The organism is Pseudomonas sp. Tri1 (assembly GCF_017968885.1).
In the GTDB taxonomy this organism is placed as follows: Bacteria; Pseudomonadota; Gammaproteobacteria; order Pseudomonadales; family Pseudomonadaceae; genus Aquipseudomonas.
This window is the reverse complement of sequence record NZ_CP072913.1, coordinates 4,230,972-4,250,597: the sequence shown is the minus strand read 5'-3', so window position 1 is coordinate 4,250,597 and position 19,626 is coordinate 4,230,972. Positions and strand designations below refer to the sequence as shown.

Sequence of the window (19,626 nt, the reverse complement as noted above, 5' to 3'; positions counted from 1 at the left end):
TTCCAAGAATGGCTTCACCTCCACCCTCAGGATCTGTGAAATGCAAGCCACTGAATTGAAAATTCAAAAGACCCCACCGGCGGTGAAATTCTCGACAGGGCAGAACGAGTACGATGTTCCTGCCTTATGGCTCCGGGAAAAAACCCAAGACCCTGACTCTACGGACACGATCACTCAGCAACGTCTGTTCGATTCCCACCTCATTGATCCAGACATCCAAGTGACTGCAGTAGAGGTGCTGACACAGGGTCGAGTAAAGATATCCTTCAGTGATGGACACAGCGCCATCTATTCAACGGACTTGCTTTTGGCCGAGATACTCGATGCGGATCGTACTCCCTCAGTTGTCGCCTGGGACAGCGATCTGGATCAACGCCTCGTGCGGCATGACTGGCGTGCGCTGAGCGATGACCAGGCATTTGAAGCTGCACTGACGGCGTATCTGAAATATGGCTATATCGTGCTGACACATGTTCCTAACACACAGGAGCAGGTATTAGACGTCGGCAGTAAATTTGGGTATGTGAAAGAAACCAATTTCGGCAAATATTTCGAAGTCTACTCAAAGCCTCAAGCGAACGACCTGGCTTATCGCAGTGTGCGTCTGGGGCCGCACACCGATAACCCCTACCGCGACCCAGTTCCAGGCATCCAGCTACTTCACTGTCTGATCAATGAAACCACAGGTGGGCTTTCCACGCTGGTCGACAGCGTCAAGGTCGTTGATGCACTAAGACGGGAGGATCCTACGGGTTATATGCTGCTCAAGAACACGCCCGTTCGGTTTCGATTTGTAGATAAAGGGGTCGAATTGACTACTCGACGTCCTATGATCAACACCGATGAGACAGGCCAAACCCTGGGTGTTCACTACAGCCCTCGGTTGGACAGTTTGCCGCTGTTGAGCTCTGACGATGTAAAAGCATTCCACAAGGCCCGCAAACGCCTCGCTGAACTGTTCAACCATCCGGATTATGAAATCCAGTTTCGACTGCAAGCCGGGGAGCTGATGCTTTTCGACAACAGTCGAGTTCTCCATGGCCGCACCAGCTACGATCCAACGCAAGGGCATCGGCATCTACAAGGCTGCTATATCGACCTGGACGGTCCGCTTGAGCGCTTGAGCGAAATTCGTAAACGGAAAAAATCAACTGAAGAGGCTGCATGAGATGGATCAGGTCAATTTCACCCGAATGAAGGATGGTACTCGCGAGGAATATCATTTCCTTGAGCATTTGGAGAGTGAGTTCAACAAGGGCTTGGCTGACCGGATTCTGAATGCCCTGCAAGGGTTGGCCACGACGTTGAGCGGTTACAAGGTCAACCGCCTCGAACACTCGCTTCAAACCGCCGCGCGTGCCGAGGCCGACGGTGCCGATGAGGACATGATTGTAGGAGCACTGATCCATGACTTAGGTGATGACCTAGCCCCTTACAACCACTCCCAATATGCGGCTTCCATCATCCGGCCCTATGTTCGCGGCGAGGTGGCCTGGGTTCTTCATCATCATGGTCTATTTCAGAGTTTCTACTACGCCCATCATTTCGGTGACGATCGGAACGAGAGAGACCGCTACAAGGATCATCCTTGCTTTCAACTGTGTGTCGATTTTTGCGAGCGATGGGACCAAGCTTCTTTCGACCCCAACTATCCGACCCCTGATTTAGTGCACTTCACACCAATGGTAAGGCGGATATTCGCTCGCAAGCCATTTGATCCAGCCGTTCTGGGTGCGGAATATTCGCTTGCTTAAGGAAGCAGAAGGGCTTGGTAACCCTGGGTCAGGGCGCTGGTGGAGCGCCCCGACATCCTACCCCGCACTCAACCCCCACAACACATCCAACACATGTTGCGTAGACCGCTCGACGTCGCCACCCCGATGGGCAATCCCCAGTTCACGCCACAATAAGGGCTGCAATGGCCTCATGACGATCCGGGTATCGGGCAAGGGCGTGGAGGCTTCATGGGGCAACAACGTCGCGCCATAACCGGCAGCCACCAGGCTTTTGATCGCATCGTTGTAGTTCAGTTGAATACGCGGCGTAGGCTGGCGTTCAACACTGGCGAACCACTCCGACGTCAGGCGCGAAAGCCGAGTGGTGTTGTCATTCAGAATCAATGGCTGAGCGGCCAGCCAACTGGGCGTTACGACATCCGGGCATTCCCAGCGAGCCGGCAAGAAGGCCATGACCGGGTCCCGCCGCCATGGCTCGATCCGCAATCCCTTCACCGGGGGCTGCGGCAGCGCGACCAGACCGATCTCCAACGAGCCCTCGGCAAGCTTCTTCAAAGTCTCCTGTGAGGTAAGCACCGCGACCTGCACATCGATGGCAGGATGGCGTTGGCCTAACGTCTCCAACGCTTGCGGCAGCAACTGGGCAATGGCCCCTGTGGAGGCCCCCAGCCGCACACGCCCGGCCAAGCCCTGCACCTGACGCTCCACGTCCTCGAGCGCCTGCTCGGCATCGGCCAACAGGCGTCGCGCGCGTTCCACCAGCGTTTCGCCAATCGCCGAAGGCTGAATGCGCCCCCGCGCGCGTGACAACAGCTTGCCGCCCACCCGTGACTCCAGGTCGGCGATATGCAAGCTGACCGTGGGTGGCGCGAGGTGCAAGGCACGAGCGGCCTCGGCAAATGAGCCCAAGTCGACAATTGCCACCAACGTGCGTAAACGGTCCAGGCTGATTTCGCGCATGTGTCATTCCTGTTCAGAAAAACTGAATCTTATCGTTTATAAATTCAACTTTTCCAATCTTGGCTCTTCACTGAAGATGAAATCTCCTGATATCCCATGTTCGAGAGCATTCCATGGCCATTCCTCATGTATTCATCGATGGCGACCAAGGCACCACCGGGTTGCAAATCCATCAGCGTCTATGCCACCGGACCGATCTGCGGCTCGTCACCCTCAGCCCCGAACATCGCAAGGATCCGCAGCGCCGCGCTGAAATCATCAACGACTGCGACATCGCGATTCTCTGCTTGCCCGACCAGGCTGCGCGCGACGCCGTAGCGAGCATCAGAAACTCCGCTGTTCGCGTGATTGACGCAAGTTCCGCACACCGTACCCACCCAGACTGGGTCTATGGTTTCGCGCAGATGAACGCGCAGCAGGCCAGACAAATCGCCACGGCGCGGCGTGTCAGCAACCCCGGTTGCTATCCCACGGGAGCCATAGGCCTGCTGCGCCCACTGCTGGAGGCCGGGCTGCTGCCTACGGACTACCCGATGAACATTCATGCTGTGTCGGGCTATTCCGGAAAAGGACGCGCCGGCGTGCAGGAGCATGAGGGCGAGGGCGCATCGCAAGCGCCTGCGTTCCAGGTTTACGGCCTGGGGTTGGCACACAAGCATATCCCCGAGATCCAGCAGCACAGCGGTTTGACGGAGCGGCCGATGTTCGTGCCGGCCTATGGGGCTTTTCGGCAGGGGATCGTGCTGACCATCCCATTGCAACTTCGGTTGTTGGCGCCGGGCGTGGATGCGACGCGGCTGCACGCATGCCTTATGCAGCACTACGCCGACGCGCAGCATGTACAGGTAATGTCGCTGCAGGAGGCTAAAGCGTTGACGCACCTCGATCCTCAGGCGCTTAACGGCACTGATAGCTTGCAATTGGTGGTGTTTGAAAATGACGAGACAGGACAGGTTTTGTTGGCTGCGGTATTTGACAACCTTGGGAAGGGAGCCGCTGGGGCGGCAGTGCAGAATCTGGATTTGATGATGGGCGCGTGATTCTGCTCGCTAATGTACGAGTCTAAGGCAGGCAGCAATCGGCCCAAAGCAGCCGCTATCGTCTCTGTTAAATTACTTCCCTGAACACAACTCACGGACGGCTTCATGGAACGATTCCATCCTCGCGGCATTGATGCCGACGGTTATATCCTCACCGTGTCCAACGTCGAGGTGCAGCCACCATTTCAGGCTTTGCTGACGGACGTTTGCATGACGCTCGCTGAGTCGGAACCTCTGCTGGATGGGATTTATCTGTATGGCAGTGTCGCTAGAGGCCACGCCGTAGCGGGAGTTTCCGACCTAGACCTAACCCTTGTCTTGCACAGCGCACCTGCATCGCAGGATCTGGAAATGCTCGAGTCGAAAAAGCGCACGCTTGAAAGTCGGCATACCGAAGTCACCAAGATCGATTTCGACATCGGTAGTCGTTCTGAAGTGTTGGCGGCTGACAATCGATTGAGTTGGGGTTATTGGCTCAAGCATCACTGTCGTTGCTTATGGGGGAATGATCTGGCCAAGCACTTCGATCGGTTCAAGCCGTCGCGTGATATCGCCATTGCCGTGAATGGTGACTTTGAATCCGTATTGACCCGGTATGCCGATCTTATCGATCAGGCGACCACACCGACACAATCCCTGATCCTGCAACGCGAAGCCTCACGCAAACTCATCCGGTCAACTCAAGTACTTCGCTCTGAACAGGACTTGATGTGGCCGCAAACACTGGAGGAACATGTCGAGCTGTTTGTTCAGCATTACCCGCATATGAGAACGCAGATCTCTTTTTTCTTGTCCCAGGCAAAGAACCCATACGCGGAGCCAGAAGAGTTTACGACTCAGGTCCAAAATTTTTTGACCTGGATGGCTTCAGAAGCCGTTTAGGTCTGCTATGGGGCGTTTCCTGTCAGCCATGGCCGTCAGAAATCGACCATGAGCAGCTACGCAAACACATCACCTGAGCGGCTGTTTGTGTAGGGCGAAGCAGTCACCCATGTTCCGCTGCCAACATTGACCTGAACTGAGCAATGATCTCCGAAGATAGCCCGGCACTTTCGAACACTGCGCAGGTGAAGCTAACGGGGGCGGGGCCTGGAGCCGTTATGATGCGGTCCGCAACCACCGCTATCGGGCTGCTTTGATAGAGCGCGTGCCCTTCATAACCGACAGCATTGTGTTGTAGGAACTCTGCGCCGTTCGAGGTATGAGAAACCGTGTCGAGCAGCCCGGCCCTCGCAAGTGCCAGCGTTCCCCCGCAGATGCCGGCAATCGTCGCGCCACTTGAGCGACTAACATGAAGAAAGTCCCGAATATCGGGGGCTTCTGCACGCTCCCAGATCATTCCTCCAATGATGACAACAACGTCCGGCTTCCAGTCCAGGCATTGTTGCAAACTGCTATCGACCGTTACAGCCAATCCACCCTGCGAACGGAACTGCCCCGTAGCCGGAGCGAAAAACCTGACGTCGATCCCGTAAAAAGGGGACGCAGTTCCAGCAATGAAAGCATATTCCCAGTCCGCAAAACCGGGTGTCAATATCATACCCACGCGTGCCATCAGTCAAAATCCTCCATGAATGCCAATAACATAGGCCGACGAAAAACAGGCATCAAGGGCTGCTTCGGGCGGCCAATGATCGCCCCAAACCACCCACGCTCACGCCTATTCCACCGCCTCAACCACGCCCTGATCCTCGCCCAGAAATCCGCCGCTCTGGTGATGCCACAACCGCGCATAGGTACCGTTCTTCCCCAGCAATTCCGTGTGGGTGCCTTGTTCTATGATGCGCCCGTCATCCATCACGATGAGCCTGTCCATGGCGGCAATCGTGGATAGACGATGGGCGATGGCAATCACGGTCTTGCCCTGCATCATGTCATCGAGGCTTTCCTGGATGGCCACTTCGACTTCTGAATCCAGGGCGCTTGTGGCCTCGTCCAGTAGCAGGATCGGGGCATTCTTGAGCATCACGCGGGCAATCGCCACGCGTTGACGCTGGCCGCCCGACAGCTTGATACCACGCTCACCGACCAGGGTGTCGTAGCCGCTATGGCCATGCTTGTCGCTCAGTTGGCTGATGAAGCCATCGGCCTGGGCATTGATGGCGGCGCTGCGGATTTGCTCGTCGGTTGCGTCGGGGCGACCGTAGGCGATGTTGTCGCGAATGGACCGGTGCAGCAGGGAAGTATCCTGAGTGACCATGCCGATGGCGCTGCGCAGACTGTCCTGCGTGACGTGCGCGATGTTTTGCCCGTCGATGCGAATCTCTCCCTTGTCCACATCGTAGAAGCGTAACAGCAGGTTGATGAGCGTGGATTTGCCGGCGCCGGAGCGACCCACCAGGCCAATTTTTTCCCCCGCGCGGATGCTCAGGCTCAGCCCGTCGAGCACCTGGCGTTCGCCGTTGTAGTTGAAGCTCACATTGTCGAAGGTCACCGCACCGCCAGTGGTCACCAGCACCTTCGCGTCCGGCGCGTCCTGCACCTTGGGGCCGCGGGTCAAGGTGGCCATGCCATCCTGCACGGTGCCGATGTTCTCGAACAGCGAGGTCATTTGCCACATGATCCAGTGCGACATGCCATTGATGCGCAACGCCATGGCGGTAATCGCCGCAACGGCACCCGCGCCGACTTCGCCCTGGTGCCACAGCCACAGGGCATAACCGCCTGCACCCATGATCAACGCGACCACCAGTGCCTGGTTGACGATTTCGAATTGGCTGACCAGGCGCATCTGGCGCAAGCCGGTTTGCTTGAAATCCTCCATCGCAGCGCGGGCGAAGTGGGCTTCGCGTTTGGAGTGCGAGAACAGCTTTACCGTGGTGATGTTGGTATAGGCATCGGAGATACGGCCGGTCATCGATGACCGCGCATTGGCCTGTTCCTGGCCGACTTTTCCCAGCCGGGGCACGAAGTAGCGCATGGCCAGACCGAACAACGCGACCCAGCCTATGAAAGGCAGCATCAGCTTCAGGTCGAAGCCGCCGGCCAGGGCGATGATCGCGATGAAGTAAACGCCGATTCCTGGTGCGATCTCGATGAGGGTGAACAGCACCTCGCGCACCGACAGCGCCGTCTGCATCACCTTGGTGGTGACGCGGCCGGAGAACTCATCGGAGAAGAACGAAAGGCTTTGCCGCAGCATCAGCCGGTGAAAATCCCAGCGCAGCCGCAACGGTAGGTTGATTGCCAATATCTGGTGCTGCACCATCGTGCGCAATGCGACCAGCCCGATACTGGTCAGCAATACGATGCCGATGCCCCACAGCACGCGGCTTTCCTGCACCGCCGCATCGCCGCCGGCCTGCCAGGTCGACAGCAGGTCCACGACCTGCCCGAGGAAAGAAAACAGCCAGGCTTCGTAAATCGACACACCGGCGCTGAGCAGCGCCAGCGCGAGAATATAGCCGCGGGCGCCGCGCGTGCAGGCCCAGAGAAATCGCGCCAAGCCTTCAGGCGGTGGCGGAACCTCGTCCGGCGGGAAGGGGTCGAGCCATTTTTCAAACGTGCGAAGCATGGTGGTCTCCAAAACATCCAGTGGGGAGATTCTGGCATTTAAAGGTGGCCTTGAGGGGGAGGAAGGTTAATCAATGGCCATTTCTGGCCGGAAGCAGTCCCGGTCGAACTCCCTATCGACTGACTGCTGCCCCTTCAGACTGGCAGAAATTGAAAAGAGCTATCTCTGGACGGCAAAACCCAAAGGCTCGAACCGCTCACGCGTATCCATACGAACATTACGCAGCCCCACGGTTTCCAAGTGTGAGACGTACAGCGACTCCGAAAAATAGCCGATCAGAATCGAGCGACGGCGTGCGCCAATCGAGTTCACACTGCCCGCATGCACCAAGTCGACATCGAACAGCAGGATGTCACCGGCGTAGCCTGAAAGCTGTACTGAGCGTGACTCGTCGTTGAAGTCGAACAGCGGCTCTCCCAGCGCGGGGCGATGGCTCCCGGGGACGATACGAGTCGCGCCGTTCTCGGGGCCATAGTCGTCAAAAAAAGCCAGGGCCATGGCGATGTCGCCTGGCCGTTGGGCCGACAAATCGCGGTGCAGCTGTTGGTGGCCACCACCGGCAAGAGGCTCGCGCCCCTCCACCTGCGAGAGAAAGAACCGCTCCCCGATCAACTCACCCGCCACCGCCAGTACCTGGGGCAGGCGACACACAGCCTGAACCTTCGCATCATCGTCCAGCATCGAATAACGCCAGTCCACGCCACGCGGCACTGGCCACTGGTCCGATGGCCTCACACCAGCATCGAACACGGCACGCAGGTCTTCCAGCCACTCGGCCGGGATCGCTCGATGGAGCAGGGCGTAGCCGTCTCGATGGAGTTGCTCGCGGTCGGTCATGGTTTTTTCGACTTCCTTGTGCGGACACTTGCAAGGCTAGTATTCAAAGCAAAGTTGGACCACCCCGACACTACAAAATCGAAAACGACCAGAGACAAACCCGGAAGGTTTGCAGTTGTCATCTGGCCGCCATCCAATCACGGCCTTTCCTGATGACGGACACCCATGAACCGCGCTAAGGGAAGGATTACGTTGCCACCGCCGACATCAGCAACTTGCGAATTTCCCCTGTGATCGCACTTTTGGTGCCTTGTTCCAATATCCCCACCCGGCGTACTGCCAGGTCGCCCGGCAATGGCAGCACCCGCAGGCTTGGGTCTTTGTGCCAGTCGAAATTTTTCAGCAGCGGCACAATCGCCACCCCGACTTGCTGGCGCACCAGGTCGGCGATTCCGATGATCGAGTTCAGTTCCAGGATCTCCAGCGGTTCGACCGACTCACTCTTGATGATCGACTGCACCTTGCGACCCACTGCCGTGGACCTGTCGTAGCGAATAAACGGCTGGGTTCTCAGCAACTCCACTGCGTCGTCGATGCCGGCGGTCTGGGTGGCATTGGCGAGCATGACGATCGGTTCGTTGTAGAGCAGGGTCCAACTCATGCCATCGAAGTTTTGCCGCGCAGTCTCGATCAGCAGCGCGGCGTCGAGTTTGGCGGCCTGCACCAGGTTGACCACCTCATCGGAACGGGCGGTCATCAGGTTGACCGATATCTTGGGGTGTAGTTTTTTCAGTTGCACCAGGCAATTGGCGAGCAGGCCCATGCCAGAGGTAATGCCGCCGATCGACACTTCGCCCTCCATGGCCTCGCCGTCGGGGGCTTCGGCGATCATTTGCTCGTAGTCCGCCAGCAGACGCTTGGCCTTGGGCAGCAATAACACACCATCGCGGCTCAGCTTGATTTGCCGCTGGCTGCGGTCGAACAGCGGCCGGCGCATTTCCTCTTCGAGCGCACGCATTTGTTGGCCGACGGCGGCGTTGGTCAGTGCCACGCGGTCGGCAGCGGCGGCAAAGCTGCCGTACTCGGCGACGGCGATAAACGTCTTGAAAAAACGAATGTTGCTCATGGGTCAACTCGCAGCCATGGGTAGAACTTGATCGTAAAGGTTTTGTTTGCTCTGGATAAAGTTTAATTAGTTTTTCTTTTTATAGCGCCCGGCCAATACTCAAGTCCGAACTGATTCGGCGAACTTTCCACATGAGCAATCCAGATACCAACCCCATCGACGCGGCCTTGCGCGCGGCCAAAAACGTGTACCACCTCGGCGCTACCACGGTGTACTCGCATCACGAGGACAGCCGTTTTGCCTACACCCTCTATGTGCCCGAAACCATTGAAGACAGCTCCCGGCCAGTGGATCTGGTGGTGTCGCTGCACGGCTCGACCCGTGCGATGGAGATTTATCGCAATGGCTTCGCGGAGTTTGGCCGCTGGAATGATTGTGTGATCCTCTCGCCACTGTTCCCGGTCGGCGTGCTGGGTGACAGCAACGGCGATGGCTACAAGCAACTGGTCGAGGGCGATATCCGTTACGACCAAGTATTGCTCGACATGATCGCCAGCGTCGGCAAGCGCTACGATCGTCGCTTCGATACCTTTGCGCTGTTCGGCTATTCCGGTGGCGGACAATTCACCCACCGGTTCTGCTACCTGCACCCCGAGAAACTCTGGGCGGCGTCCATCGGTGCGCCGGGCTCGGTAACCTTGCTGGATTTCGAGCAGGACTGGTGGGTCGGCGTGCGGGACTTCGCGACGCGCTTTGGCAAACCGTTGAACCTGCAGGCCTTGCAGCAACTGCCGGTGCACATGGTGGTCGGCGATTCAGACCTCGAAACCTGGGAAATCACCCACCGCGAAGGGGGCAAACACTACATGGCCGGTGCCAACGCTGCCGGACGCACGCGCCCGGAGCGCCTGGCCAGCTTGAAAGCGAGTTTCGAAGCCGCCGGCGTGCAAGTGCACTTCGACCTGTTGCCCAACGTTGCGCACCAGGGCATCAAGGCCATGCCGGCTGCCCAGGATTTCTTCGCCAGGGTATTGCGCCGCAAGCGCAGCCTCGGCTGATACACCGCTGGTAGATGCACTCAGAACAGGCCGTACAACAATAACCAAGGATTCACTCATTCTGATGCCGGTCCTGCCTTGGCCCCCGCCACTGACCGGAAAATTTCTTCAAGGAGTCTTTCTCCCGTGAATAGTTACGTAAAGACGGCACTGGCCGTCGCGATGTCGGCGTGCACCTTTTCCATGGCCGTCGCGCAAGACAAGGTCATCAGCGTTGGTCTCAATGGTGATATCCGCAGCACCGACCCGGGCGTCAACCGTGACGACAATACCGATGCGGTGATGATGCATATCGTCGAAGGGCTGGTGGCGTATCGCGAAGACACCAGCATCGCGCCGATGCTGGCCAGTGCAGTCGCTGTCTCGCCGGACGGCTTGCGCTACACCTTCAGCCTGCGAGACGGCGTGCACTTCCAGAATGGCCAATTGTTGACGGCCAAGGATGTGCAATGGACCTGGCAGCGCTACCTGGACCCCAAGACCCAGTGGCGTTGCCTGGCGGAGTTCGACGGGCGTGGCGCAGCCAAGATTGTCGACGTCGCCACCCCTGACCCGAAAACCGTGGTGTTCACGCTGGACCAGGCCAACGGCTTGTTTCTCGCCGCGATGGCTCGCCCGGATTGTGCCGGCAGCGGCATCCTGCACCCGGACTCCCTGGCCGCCGATGGCAGTTGGCGTGCACCGATTGGCACCGGGCCGTTCACCCTGGGCAAATGGCAGAAGGGCCAGTACGTCGAACTGGATCGTTTCAAGGGATACACACCGCGTGCCGAGGCCGAGGCGGACGGGTACACCGGCAACAAGCAGGCGTTTGTCGACAAGGTGCGTTTCGAGGTGATTCCCGATTCGGCCTCGGCCAAGGCCGCGCTGCTCTCGGGTGGCGTCGACCTGCTGCCGGACGTGACGGCGATGGACGCCGCACAGCTCAAGCAGGTCAAGAATCTGCAGATCCAGGTCAGCCCGATCATGACCATCAGCGGCCTGCTGTTTCAGACCCGTGACCCGTTGCTCAAGGACGTGCGCATTCGTCGCGCGGTGGCGTTGTCCCTGGATTACGCACAGATGGTGGCGGCCTTGTCCGATGGCTTGTCGGTGGTCAACAACTCGGTGATCCCCACCGCCAGCCCGTACTACGACGACACTGCGCGCCAGGGCTACACCTACAACCTCGATGAGGCCCGGCGCCTGTTGAAAGAGGCCGGTTACGGCGGCGAAAAAATCCGCATGCTGGTCAACAAGCGCTATCCGCAGATGTTCGACATGGGTTTGCTCAGCCAGGCCATGACTCAGGCGGCGGGGCTGAATATCGAGATGGAAACCCTGGAGTGGGGCACGCAGCTGGAGCGCTACCAGACCGGCAGCTACCAGATGATGTCGTTCTCCTATTCAGGGCGTTTCGATGCGGCGCAGAGCTACGAATCAGTGATCGGCGACAAACAGAAGGAGCCGCGCAAGGTCTGGGACAACCCCGAAGCCTTGGCAATATTGCGCGAGGCCCAGCGTGAGGTTGACCCTGCCAAGCGCCAGCCGCTGTTCGACAAGCTACACACCTTGATGCTCAAGGATGTACCGATGGTCGTCATCTACAACGGTACCGCCATCGGCGCCATGGGCAAGCGCGTTGAAGGTTATCGCTCCTGGCCCGTTGCCAAGCCGCGCCTGTGGGGCGTGAAGCTGGCCGACACTTCCAAGTAAGGCGTACCGCTATGTTTCGATTCATATTGCACAGGCTCGGCATGGCGGTGCCGACCCTTCTGTTGATCTCGGTGATTGTATTTGCCTTGATTCGCCTGATCCCCGGCGACCCGGCGTTGTTGATGCTGGGCGACATGGCCGACCCGAAAAGCCTTGCCGACATGCGCAGCAGTCTTGGGTTGGACCACTCGGTGGTGACCCAGTACCTGATCTGGATAAAGTCGGTGCTCAGTGGCGATCTCGGGATGTCCATCAGCAGCCGCCAGCCGGTATTGGAGTTGCTGATCGAACGATTCAGCGTCAGCGCCACAGTGGTGCTCGTCGCAGTGTTACTGGCGACCCTGCTCGCGGTACCGGTGGGTTTGCTCGCGGCCTGGAAGCAAAACAGTGCGCTGGACTTGGGCCTGGTGGCTATGGCGACGTTGCTGCTGTCGGTGCCGAGTTTCTGGTTGGGCTTATTGTTGCTCTACGTGTTTGGCATTCAGCTCGGCTGGTTGCCGGTGATCGGTTACGTCGGCTTTGCCAGCGACCCGATGAAAGCGTTGACCTATGTGGTGCTGCCGATCATCACCCTGACCCTGGTGGAGTTCGGCGCCATTGCGCGAATGGCGCGGGCCAGCACCATCGAAGTGCTGCGCCTGGAGTACATCGCCCATGCCCGGGCCAAGGGGTTGTCGGAGGGGGCGGTGCTGTGGAAACACGCTCTGCGCAATGCGTTTGCGCCCACCTGGACCTTGATTGGCCTGATTCTCGGCAATTTGCTCGGCGGCATTGCGGTACTGGAAACCGTATTCACCTTGCCCGGTATTGGCCGCTTGATGGTCGATGCGATCTTCTCCCGTGACTACCCGGTGTTGCAGGGTTGCCTGCTGCTGGTCACCTGCATCTACGTGTTGGTCAACCTGTTGGTGGATCTGTTGTATCCGCTGTTCGATCCTAGGGTGAAGCTATGAACCTCAAGACTCCTGCCTTGCCGACAGGGCTGGATACCCAGCCTCGACGTGCCTGGCGTTACCCGCCGTTGAATGCGTTGATCGGCGGCGGCTTACTCGCGGCACTGGTATTGCTGGCGTTGCTCGGCGTGGTGTGGACACCTTATGACCCGCTCAAGCTGGACCTGTTGTCGCGCCTGCACGCGCCAAATGCTGTGCACTGGCTGGGCACCGACGAATTCGGTCGTGACGTGTCCAGTCGATTGATCATCGGTGCACGCACCAGCCTGTGGATCAGCCTGCTCTCGGTGAGCGTGGCGGTCATCTGCGGCACGGTAATAGGTATGCTTGCCGGTTACCTGCGCGGCTGGACCGACCGCGTGCTGATGATGTTCAACGATGCTCTGCTGGCGTTTCCGGGCATTCTCATGGCCTTGGGCATCATGGCAATCATTGGCGCAAGCCAGTACGGCATCGTGCTCGCCTTGGGCATTGCCTATACCCCGTCAGTGGTGCGGGTAGTGCGGGGCAGCGTGTTGTCGTTGCGTGAGCTGGAGTTTATCGAGGCCTCTCGGGTGATCGGCAACTCCGAGCTGTACACCATGTTCCGTCATATCACTCCCAACTGCCTGGCGCCGCTGTGTGTGTTGGGCACGAGCATGTTCGGCTGGGCGTTGCTCTCGGAGAGTGCGCTGAGCTTCCTGGGTCTGGGCGTTCCGCCGCCGGCCGCGTCCTGGGGCAGCATGCTCTCGGCGAGCCGCACCTACATCTCGACGGCGCCGTGGCTGGGGATCTTCCCGGGCATTTTTATCAGCCTGACGCTGCTGGCTATCAATCTGTTCGGCGATGCCTTGCGTGATCGTCTCGACCCGCGCATGAGGAAATGAGCATGAGCGTTCCAGTCCCATTACTGGCCGTTGAAAATCTACAGATTCGCGTCGGTGCAGACGGCCCGCTGGCCGTCGATGATTTCAGCTTCACCATGGCCCCCGGCGAGATCGTCGCGCTGGTCGGCGAATCGGGCAGCGGCAAGACCATGGCCGCACGCGCTGCCATTGGCTTGTTGCCGGCACCGATGCGGGTGTGTGGTGGACGCATCACCTTCCAGGGCGAACCGCTGGACAGCGGCAATGCCAAGGCGATGCGTGCAGTGCGCGGTGCGCGGATCGGCATGGTGTTCCAGGAACCCATGGTCTCGCTCAACCCCGCGCTGACGATTGGCCGGCAGATGAGCGAGGCGCTCAAACTGCATACCGCGCTGGATGCGGCGACGATCCACGAGCGCTGCAGTGCCATGCTACAACGCATCGGTATCAAGGATGCCGAGAAATGCCTGGGGTCCTACCCGCACCAGTTCTCCGGCGGCATGCGCCAACGGATCATGCTGGCCTCGGTGATGTTGCTGCGTCCGGCGCTGCTGATCGCTGACGAGCCAACCACGGCGCTCGATTGCCTGGCACAACTGGACGTGATCGAGTTGATGCTGGAGTTGACGCGCGAGCAAGGCACCGCGATTCTGTTCATTAGCCACGACCTGTCCCTGGTGGCGCGTTATGCCCACAAGGTGGTGGTGATGCGTGCGGGCAAGGCGGTGGAGCAGGGGCGTATCGAAGACATCCTGTTCGCACCGAAGGCCGACTACACCCGGCAGTTGCTTGAGGCGTTGCCACGGCGCGGCGAGCTGGTGCCATTGCCGGCTGCCGACAACGCGTTGTTGCAGGTCCGGGATGTGTGCATCGAACACCCGGGGCCGCGCAGTTTCTGGGGGCGCAGCGTACCCAAGCGTGTGGTGCATTCGGTGAACCTGAGCATTGCACCGGGCGAGACTTTGGCCTTGGTCGGTGGCAGCGGTTCGGGCAAAACCACCCTTGGGCGTGCAGTGGTCGGGTTGGTCACGCCATGTGCCGGGGCCATCCTGTTCCAGGGCGTGGATATCCTCAAGGCCGCCAACCGTGCACACCGCCTGCAATGCCAGATGATTTTCCAGGACCCGTATTCTTCCCTTGATCCACGCATGACCGTCGGCCAGATCATTGCCGAGCCGCTGCGCCATGAGCCGGGGCTGACGGCCGCGCAAAAACGTCAGCGGGTCACCGAGACCCTGGTTGACGTTGGCTTGCCCGAGCAGTTCCGTGAGCGCTTTGCCCATCAACTCTCCGGTGGCCAGCGCCAGCGCGTGGCAATTGGCCGGGCGCTGGTCAGGCGGCCCAAGCTGGTGATTGCCGATGAGCCGATTTCGGCGTTGGACATGACCATTCAAAAGCAGATTCTTGAATTGTTCGAGCGCTTGCAACGCCAATACGGGTTCGCCTGCCTGTTCATCTCCCACGACTTGTCGGCAGTGGAGCGCATCGCTCATCGCGTGGCGGTGATGAACCAGGGCGAGGTGGTTGAAATGGGGCCGCGTGACGCCATTTTCGACACCCCACAACATCCCTATACCCGCCGGCTGCTCGCAGCGGCCAGCCCCTTGGAGAAACGTGCGGATGGCAGTTACCGCCTCCGTGCCGGTGTGATTTAGGTACTGCTGCACCCCAGGCCATGTTTTGAAACCCAACCCTTCGTCAATCGGTGATTGGCGAGGCAGGCGAAGCCATGGCCGAAGAAAACAAAAACAACCCCACTCAACCTGTCTGCCAGGAACCTACACATGAATAACCGCATCAACAAAGTTGTCAGCAGTGCCAGCGTCATGGGCGTCGGTTTCATACCCTTGTTTGCCCAGGCCGACTTTGTCGCCGACAGCAAGGCCTCGCTTGAATTGAAGAACTATTACTTCAACCGCGACTACCGCGAGTCCAGCGGACAGAACAAGCGCGCCGAATGGGCGCAGGGGTTCATTCTCAACCTCCAGTCGGGCTTTACCGACGGCACGTTGGGTTTTGGCCTGGACGCGGTCGGCATGCTGGGCGTGAAGCTCGATTCGAGCCCGGATAACTCCGGCACCGGGCTGCTGGCGCGCTCAAGCGTGGCCGAACCGGGCTCTCCCAGCTATGCACGCCGTGCCCATGACAACTACTCCAAACTCGGCATCACCGGTAAGGCGCGCATGGCCCAAAGCGAGCTGCGTGTGGGCTATATGGTGCCGGACCTGCCCACTCTGCAGCCAAATCTCAGCCGTCTGTTCCCGCAGAGTTTCAGTGGCACGGCGCTCACCTCCAAGGACATCGACAACTTGACCCTGACCGTGGGCCAACTGGATCAGGTCAAGCAGCGCGACTCGACCGACTACGAGGACATGGGCCTTACCAGCCAGTACGGCGCCTACAAAAGCAGCGCCAAAAGTGATGAGTTCCGCTACGCCGGCGGCGAATACAAGCTCACGCCAAGCACGGTCGTTACCTATCAGTACGCGCAACTGGAAGCCCTCTACCAACAGCACTACCTGGGTTTTAAAAATAGCCTCAAGTGGGGCCCCGGCACGTTCAAGACCGACATTCGTTACTTCAACGCCAGTGAAGACGCTGCGGCCCTGGCCGGCAAGGTGGATAACCGCGCGTTGAGTACCCGTATCGGCTACAGCCTCTATGGCCACAGCCTCAGCGGCGGTTACCAGGAACAGTACGGCTCGACGCCGTTCACCTACGTGGACGGTACCAACACCTACCTGTTCACCGAGTACCAACTGGCCAACTTCTCCCAGACCGGCGAGCGCGTGTGGCATGCCCGCTATGACTATGACTTCGCCTCGCTGGGCCTGCCGGGCCTGCTGTTCTCGACGCGTTACGCCAAGGGCGACAACGCCAAGGTCATCGGCTTCGAGGGCGAAGGGCGCGAGTGGGAGCGCGATTTCAGCCTCGGCTACGTCGTGCAGAGCGGCACGTTCAAGGATGTGTCTCTGCGTTGGCAGAACGCCAGCGCTACCAGCAACTTCACCCGTGACACCAACGAAAACCGAGTGATCCTGGGTTACACCGTGGCGCTCTGGTAGCGGTAACGGGGTGCAACAGGGGCAGCCTGTTGCACGCCTAGGCAGTGGAAATGAGGGGATAGATCAGATGACGAGTTTGCCGTTGCGGCGGGCACTGCCCAGCCAACAACGCGTATCGGCGCGTGGCGTGAGTGATTTCATTGAAGCGGTGAACGCTGCGGGCCTGGAGTTGCACAGTTTCATGCTGTACCGCGACGGTGCGGTGGTGGCCGAAGCGTTTTGGGCGCCTTATCGCGCCGAGCGGTTGCATGTTCAGCATTCGGTCACCAAAAGCTGGGTATCCATGGCCATCGGGCTGTTGGTGGATGACGGCGTGCTGTCGCTGGACGCCAAGGTGGTGGACTTTTTTGCCGCCGATTGCCCGGTAACTATCAGCGCAAACCTGGCAGCCATGACCGTGCGCGATTTGCTGACCATGCGCACCGGCCATCGCCAGGGCATTTCCGGCGGGGCCTGGCGTGGGCGCAGTGAAAGCTGGGTCAAGCTGTTCCTCGATGAACCGGTCGAGGACCCACCAGGGCAGCACTTTATCTACAGCAGCGCCTCGAGCTTCATGCTCTCGGCGATTGTCAGCGTGGTCAGCGGCCAGACGGCCTTTGAATTGTGCAACGCACGTATCTTCCAACCCATGGCCATGGGGCCCATCGAGTGGGACCTGGCACCTGGTGGCTTCAACACCGGCGGCAATGGCCTGAGTTGCAGCACTGAGGACTTGCTCAAGTTCGGTGTGCTGCACTTGCAACAAGGCAACTGGGAAGGGCAGCAGCTGTTATCCCGGGAATGGGTGGCCGAAGCCACCCGTGGGCATGTCGATGATGTATGGATGGGGGCCTTCGACGGCAAGCGCTACCAGGGCCGCGACTCGAGCGACGCAGGTGTCACGCGCCGCGAAGGCTACGGCTACCAGTGGTGGATGACCCTGCACGGTGGCTACTACGCCTCCGGGGTATTTGGTCAGCAGTGCATCGTCTTGCCACGCCAAAACGCGGTGATTGCGTTTACCGCCGGGCTGCCCTTGGGCGAGCGGCGCTTGCACAGCCTGCTCTGGGAACATCTGTTGCCGGCGCTGGGTGTACCCACCGACGGCGCGGCGGATGCCGAGTTGGCAGCGCTGTTGGCACGCCAGCGGCGGCCGGCTCTCTCAGGGGCGTCGACCTCACCGCGTCACGCCGAGTTCAACGGCACGTTTGTGGTGGAGGCCAACGAAGATCAAGTCAGCGAAATACGTTTGGTGCTTGGCCCTGATCATTGCGATTTCTACCTCACCGACCCCCGTGGCACCCACTGCGTTCGCGCCGGGCTGGCCAATGGCATCGAAAGCCAGACCAGCATGACCGGCCATTATCTGCATCACCAATACCAGCCGGAACTCACCCCGGTGGTGGCACAGGCGCGCTGGACCGACGACGGGGTATTAAGCATGACCTGGCAGTTTGTCGAGATGGCGTTTTGTGACCGTGTCAGCTGCCGTATTGAGCGCGGCAAGTTGTACGTGGACCGCAGCGTCAACGTTAACGCCGGCCCGTTGCAGCGCCCGACGCTGATCGGCCATCCAAGAACAGCTTTGCAGGAGTCGCTATGAACGATATTTCCAACCCGACAGGTTCCGAGTGTGGCGCGTTCTGGGCACCGTTTACCCCGATGCGCCAGTTCCAGCACCAACCGATGATGTTCGCCAGTGCTGACGGCATGTACTACACCACCACCGATGGGCGTCGTGTACTCGATGCAATGGCGGGGCTCTGGTGCGTCAACGCCGGGCATGGCCAGCCGAAAATCGTCGAGGCCATTCGCGAGGCGGCGGGGCGCCTGGACTTTGTCTCGTCATTCAAGATGAGCCACCCCCACGCCCTGGAGATGGCCGAGCGCCTGATCGACATCAGCCCGGCCGGCATGGCGCAGGTGTTCTTTACCAACTCAGGTTCCGAGGCCGTCGACACCGCGTTGAAGATTGCCCGGGCGTATCACCAGGCCCGCGGCGACAGCCGCCGTACCAAGTTTATCGGGCGTGCCAAGGGCTATCACGGCATGGGTTTCGGTGGGCTGTCGGTGTCGGGTATCGGCCGGCAGAAGCGTGACTTCGGTCCGTTGTTGGGCGAAGTGTCACACCTGCCGCTGCCGTACGACGCGGGTATGCGTTTCAGCGCCGGGCAACCGAAGCAGGGCGAACATTACGCCGACGCGCTGACACAACTGTTGGACATTCAGGATCCGAGCACTGTGGCCGCGGTGATCGTGGAGCCGGTGACAGGCTCCGGCGGGGTGTACCCGCCGCCCCAGGGTTATCTGCAACGCTTGCGCGAGATCTGCACCCGGCATGGCGTGCTGCTGATTTTCGATGAAGTGATCACCGGTTTTGGCCGCGTCGGCGCCAGCTTCGCCGCCCAGGCGTTCGGCGTAACGCCAGACCTGATCACCACCGCCAAAGGCCTGACCAACGGCGCCGTGCCCATGGGCGGCGTGCTGGTAAGCGGAGCGGTGTACGAAGCGTTCATGGCCGGGCCGGCGAACGTCATCGAGCTGATGCATGGCTATACCTATTCGGCGCATCCGCTGGCGTGTGCGGCCGGGTTGGCGACCATCGAGGTGCATCGCGAACTGGGCATCAATCAACACGTCAACACGGTCAGCGGGCCCTGGCAGTCGGCCGCGCTGGCGCTGCAGGGTGTGGGGCCGGTGCTGGACGTACGCACCATCGGCTTGCTTTGCGCCGTCGAACTCGAGCCGCGCCCCGGTGCCGCCGGCGCGCGTGGCAGTGAAGTTGCGCAGTGGTGCTTTGAGCACGGCGTACTGGTGCGCGGTTCGGGCGACACCATCGTGATTTCACCGCCGTTGGTGATCAGCCAGCACGAGATCGCCCAGGTGTTCGACACCTTGGCGGCTGCCTTGAACCAGGTTGCCTGAAGGGAGTCGATGG

General features: G+C 59.8%; 17 protein-coding genes. 12 read left to right on the top strand and 5 right to left on the bottom strand.

The window, feature by feature from the left end; all coding sequences use genetic code 11:
- Nucleotides 1–40: 40 nt before the first annotated feature.
- Together J9870_RS18110 and J9870_RS18105 are read left to right on the top strand one after the other, a co-directional pair.
- Nucleotides 41–1,168: a TauD/TfdA family dioxygenase gene (locus J9870_RS18110; protein WP_246883022.1), complete on the top strand. Its 1,128-nt coding sequence runs from the start codon at nt 41–43 to the stop codon at nt 1,166–1,168.
- Nucleotide 1,169: 1 nt separating this feature from the next.
- Complete coding sequence (locus tag J9870_RS18105) at nt 1,170–1,754, top strand: HD domain-containing protein (protein ID WP_210639346.1); 585 nt, start codon at nt 1,170–1,172, stop codon at nt 1,752–1,754.
- Nucleotides 1,755–1,811: 57 nt separating this feature from the next.
- On the opposite strand, the gene J9870_RS18100 is transcribed toward J9870_RS18105, so the two are convergent.
- The gene (locus tag J9870_RS18100) at nt 1,812–2,696 is read right to left on the bottom strand and encodes a LysR family transcriptional regulator (RefSeq protein WP_210639345.1); all 885 of its coding nucleotides are present in this window, start codon (nt 2,694–2,696) and stop codon (nt 1,812–1,814) included.
- Between the two features lie 113 nt (nt 2,697–2,809).
- On the opposite strand from J9870_RS18100, the gene argC reads away from it, so the two are divergent.
- Together argC and J9870_RS18090 are read left to right on the top strand one after the other, a co-directional pair.
- Nucleotides 2,810–3,736 carry an N-acetyl-gamma-glutamyl-phosphate reductase gene (gene argC, locus J9870_RS18095; protein ID WP_210639344.1) on the top strand — a complete coding sequence of 309 codons (927 nt, stop codon included), beginning with the start codon at nt 2,810–2,812 and terminating at the stop codon, nt 3,734–3,736.
- A 105-nt stretch (nt 3,737–3,841) separates the two neighbouring features.
- Entirely contained in the window at nt 3,842–4,618 is a 777-nt protein-coding gene (locus J9870_RS18090; RefSeq protein WP_210639343.1) for a nucleotidyltransferase domain-containing protein, read from the top strand.
- Between the two features lie 103 nt (nt 4,619–4,721).
- Here J9870_RS18090 and J9870_RS18085 read toward each other — a convergent pair whose 3' ends face one another.
- From J9870_RS18085 to J9870_RS18070, 4 genes are all read right to left on the bottom strand, one after another.
- Nucleotides 4,722–5,291, bottom strand: coding sequence for a DJ-1/PfpI family protein (locus J9870_RS18085; protein ID WP_210639342.1), 570 nt, complete (start codon nt 5,289–5,291; stop codon nt 4,722–4,724).
- 105 nt (nt 5,292–5,396) lie between these two features.
- Nucleotides 5,397–7,250 (bottom strand): ABC transporter ATP-binding protein, encoded by a 1,854-nt coding sequence (locus tag J9870_RS18080; protein WP_210639341.1) that lies wholly within the window; start codon nt 7,248–7,250, stop codon nt 5,397–5,399.
- Nucleotides 7,251–7,409: 159 nt separating this feature from the next.
- Nucleotides 7,410–8,087, bottom strand: coding sequence for a phytanoyl-CoA dioxygenase family protein (locus J9870_RS18075; protein WP_210639340.1), 678 nt, complete (start codon nt 8,085–8,087; stop codon nt 7,410–7,412).
- A 187-nt stretch (nt 8,088–8,274) separates the two neighbouring features.
- Nucleotides 8,275–9,153, bottom strand: a complete 879-nt coding sequence (locus J9870_RS18070) for a LysR family transcriptional regulator (RefSeq protein ID WP_135844864.1) — start codon at nt 9,151–9,153, stop codon at nt 8,275–8,277.
- Between the two features lie 131 nt (nt 9,154–9,284).
- Here J9870_RS18070 and J9870_RS18065 point away from each other — a divergent pair, with 131 nt between their 5' ends.
- The 8 genes from J9870_RS18065 to J9870_RS18030 all read left to right on the top strand — a co-directional run bounded on the left by J9870_RS18065 (nt 9,285) and on the right by J9870_RS18030 (nt 19,613).
- The gene (locus J9870_RS18065; RefSeq protein ID WP_210639339.1) at nt 9,285–10,151 is read left to right on the top strand and encodes an alpha/beta hydrolase; all 867 of its coding nucleotides are present in this window, start codon (nt 9,285–9,287) and stop codon (nt 10,149–10,151) included.
- A gap of 126 nt (nt 10,152–10,277) precedes the next feature.
- The gene (locus J9870_RS18060) at nt 10,278–11,846 is read left to right on the top strand and encodes an ABC transporter substrate-binding protein (RefSeq protein WP_210639338.1); all 1,569 of its coding nucleotides are present in this window, start codon (nt 10,278–10,280) and stop codon (nt 11,844–11,846) included.
- An 11-nt stretch (nt 11,847–11,857) separates the two neighbouring features.
- Entirely contained in the window at nt 11,858–12,799 is a 942-nt protein-coding gene (locus J9870_RS18055; protein ID WP_210639337.1) for an ABC transporter permease, read from the top strand.
- On the top strand, nt 12,796–13,665 hold the full coding sequence (locus J9870_RS18050) for an ABC transporter permease (RefSeq protein WP_210639336.1): 870 nt from the start codon (nt 12,796–12,798) through the stop codon (nt 13,663–13,665). Before J9870_RS18055 ends, J9870_RS18050 begins: the two co-directional genes overlap by 4 nt.
- Before the next feature lie 2 nt (nt 13,666–13,667).
- Entirely contained in the window at nt 13,668–15,299 is a 1,632-nt protein-coding gene (locus tag J9870_RS18045) for an ABC transporter ATP-binding protein (RefSeq protein WP_210639335.1), read from the top strand.
- Between the two features lie 129 nt (nt 15,300–15,428).
- On the top strand, nt 15,429–16,709 hold the full coding sequence (locus J9870_RS18040) for an OprD family porin (protein ID WP_210639334.1): 1,281 nt from the start codon (nt 15,429–15,431) through the stop codon (nt 16,707–16,709).
- 67 nt (nt 16,710–16,776) lie between these two features.
- On the top strand, nt 16,777–18,291 hold the full coding sequence (locus tag J9870_RS18035) for a serine hydrolase (protein ID WP_210639333.1): 1,515 nt from the start codon (nt 16,777–16,779) through the stop codon (nt 18,289–18,291).
- Complete coding sequence (locus J9870_RS18030; RefSeq protein ID WP_210639332.1) at nt 18,288–19,613, top strand: aminotransferase class III-fold pyridoxal phosphate-dependent enzyme; 1,326 nt, start codon at nt 18,288–18,290, stop codon at nt 19,611–19,613. The genes J9870_RS18035 and J9870_RS18030 overlap by 4 nt, the downstream gene beginning before the upstream one ends.
- Nucleotides 19,614–19,626: the final 13 nt, after the last annotated feature.

What these genes read in the sequence shown, in the direction of transcription:
- J9870_RS18110 (WP_246883022.1), top strand. Translation starts at nt 41, where the DNA reads ATGCAAGCCACTGAATTGAAAATTCAAAAGACCCCACCGGCGGTGAAA.
- J9870_RS18105 (WP_210639346.1), top strand. Translation starts at nt 1,170, where the DNA reads ATGGATCAGGTCAATTTCACCCGAATGAAGGATGGTACTCGCGAGGAA.
- J9870_RS18100 (WP_210639345.1), bottom strand. Translation starts at nt 2,696, where the DNA reads ATGCGCGAAATCAGCCTGGACCGTTTACGCACGTTGGTGGCAATTGTC.
- argC (WP_210639344.1), top strand. Translation starts at nt 2,810, where the DNA reads ATGGCCATTCCTCATGTATTCATCGATGGCGACCAAGGCACCACCGGG.
- J9870_RS18090 (WP_210639343.1), top strand. Translation starts at nt 3,842, where the DNA reads ATGGAACGATTCCATCCTCGCGGCATTGATGCCGACGGTTATATCCTC.
- J9870_RS18085 (WP_210639342.1), bottom strand. Translation starts at nt 5,291, where the DNA reads ATGGCACGCGTGGGTATGATATTGACACCCGGTTTTGCGGACTGGGAA.
- J9870_RS18080 (WP_210639341.1), bottom strand. Translation starts at nt 7,250, where the DNA reads ATGCTTCGCACGTTTGAAAAATGGCTCGACCCCTTCCCGCCGGACGAG.
- J9870_RS18075 (WP_210639340.1), bottom strand. Translation starts at nt 8,087, where the DNA reads ATGACCGACCGCGAGCAACTCCATCGAGACGGCTACGCCCTGCTCCAT.
- J9870_RS18070 (WP_135844864.1), bottom strand. Translation starts at nt 9,153, where the DNA reads ATGAGCAACATTCGTTTTTTCAAGACGTTTATCGCCGTCGCCGAGTAC.
- J9870_RS18065 (WP_210639339.1), top strand. Translation starts at nt 9,285, where the DNA reads ATGAGCAATCCAGATACCAACCCCATCGACGCGGCCTTGCGCGCGGCC.
- J9870_RS18055 (WP_210639337.1), top strand. Translation starts at nt 11,858, where the DNA reads ATGTTTCGATTCATATTGCACAGGCTCGGCATGGCGGTGCCGACCCTT.
- J9870_RS18050 (WP_210639336.1), top strand. Translation starts at nt 12,796, where the DNA reads ATGAACCTCAAGACTCCTGCCTTGCCGACAGGGCTGGATACCCAGCCT.
- J9870_RS18045 (WP_210639335.1), top strand. Translation starts at nt 13,668, where the DNA reads ATGAGCGTTCCAGTCCCATTACTGGCCGTTGAAAATCTACAGATTCGC.
- J9870_RS18040 (WP_210639334.1), top strand. Translation starts at nt 15,429, where the DNA reads ATGAATAACCGCATCAACAAAGTTGTCAGCAGTGCCAGCGTCATGGGC.
- J9870_RS18035 (WP_210639333.1), top strand. Translation starts at nt 16,777, where the DNA reads ATGACGAGTTTGCCGTTGCGGCGGGCACTGCCCAGCCAACAACGCGTA.
- J9870_RS18030 (WP_210639332.1), top strand. Translation starts at nt 18,288, where the DNA reads ATGAACGATATTTCCAACCCGACAGGTTCCGAGTGTGGCGCGTTCTGG.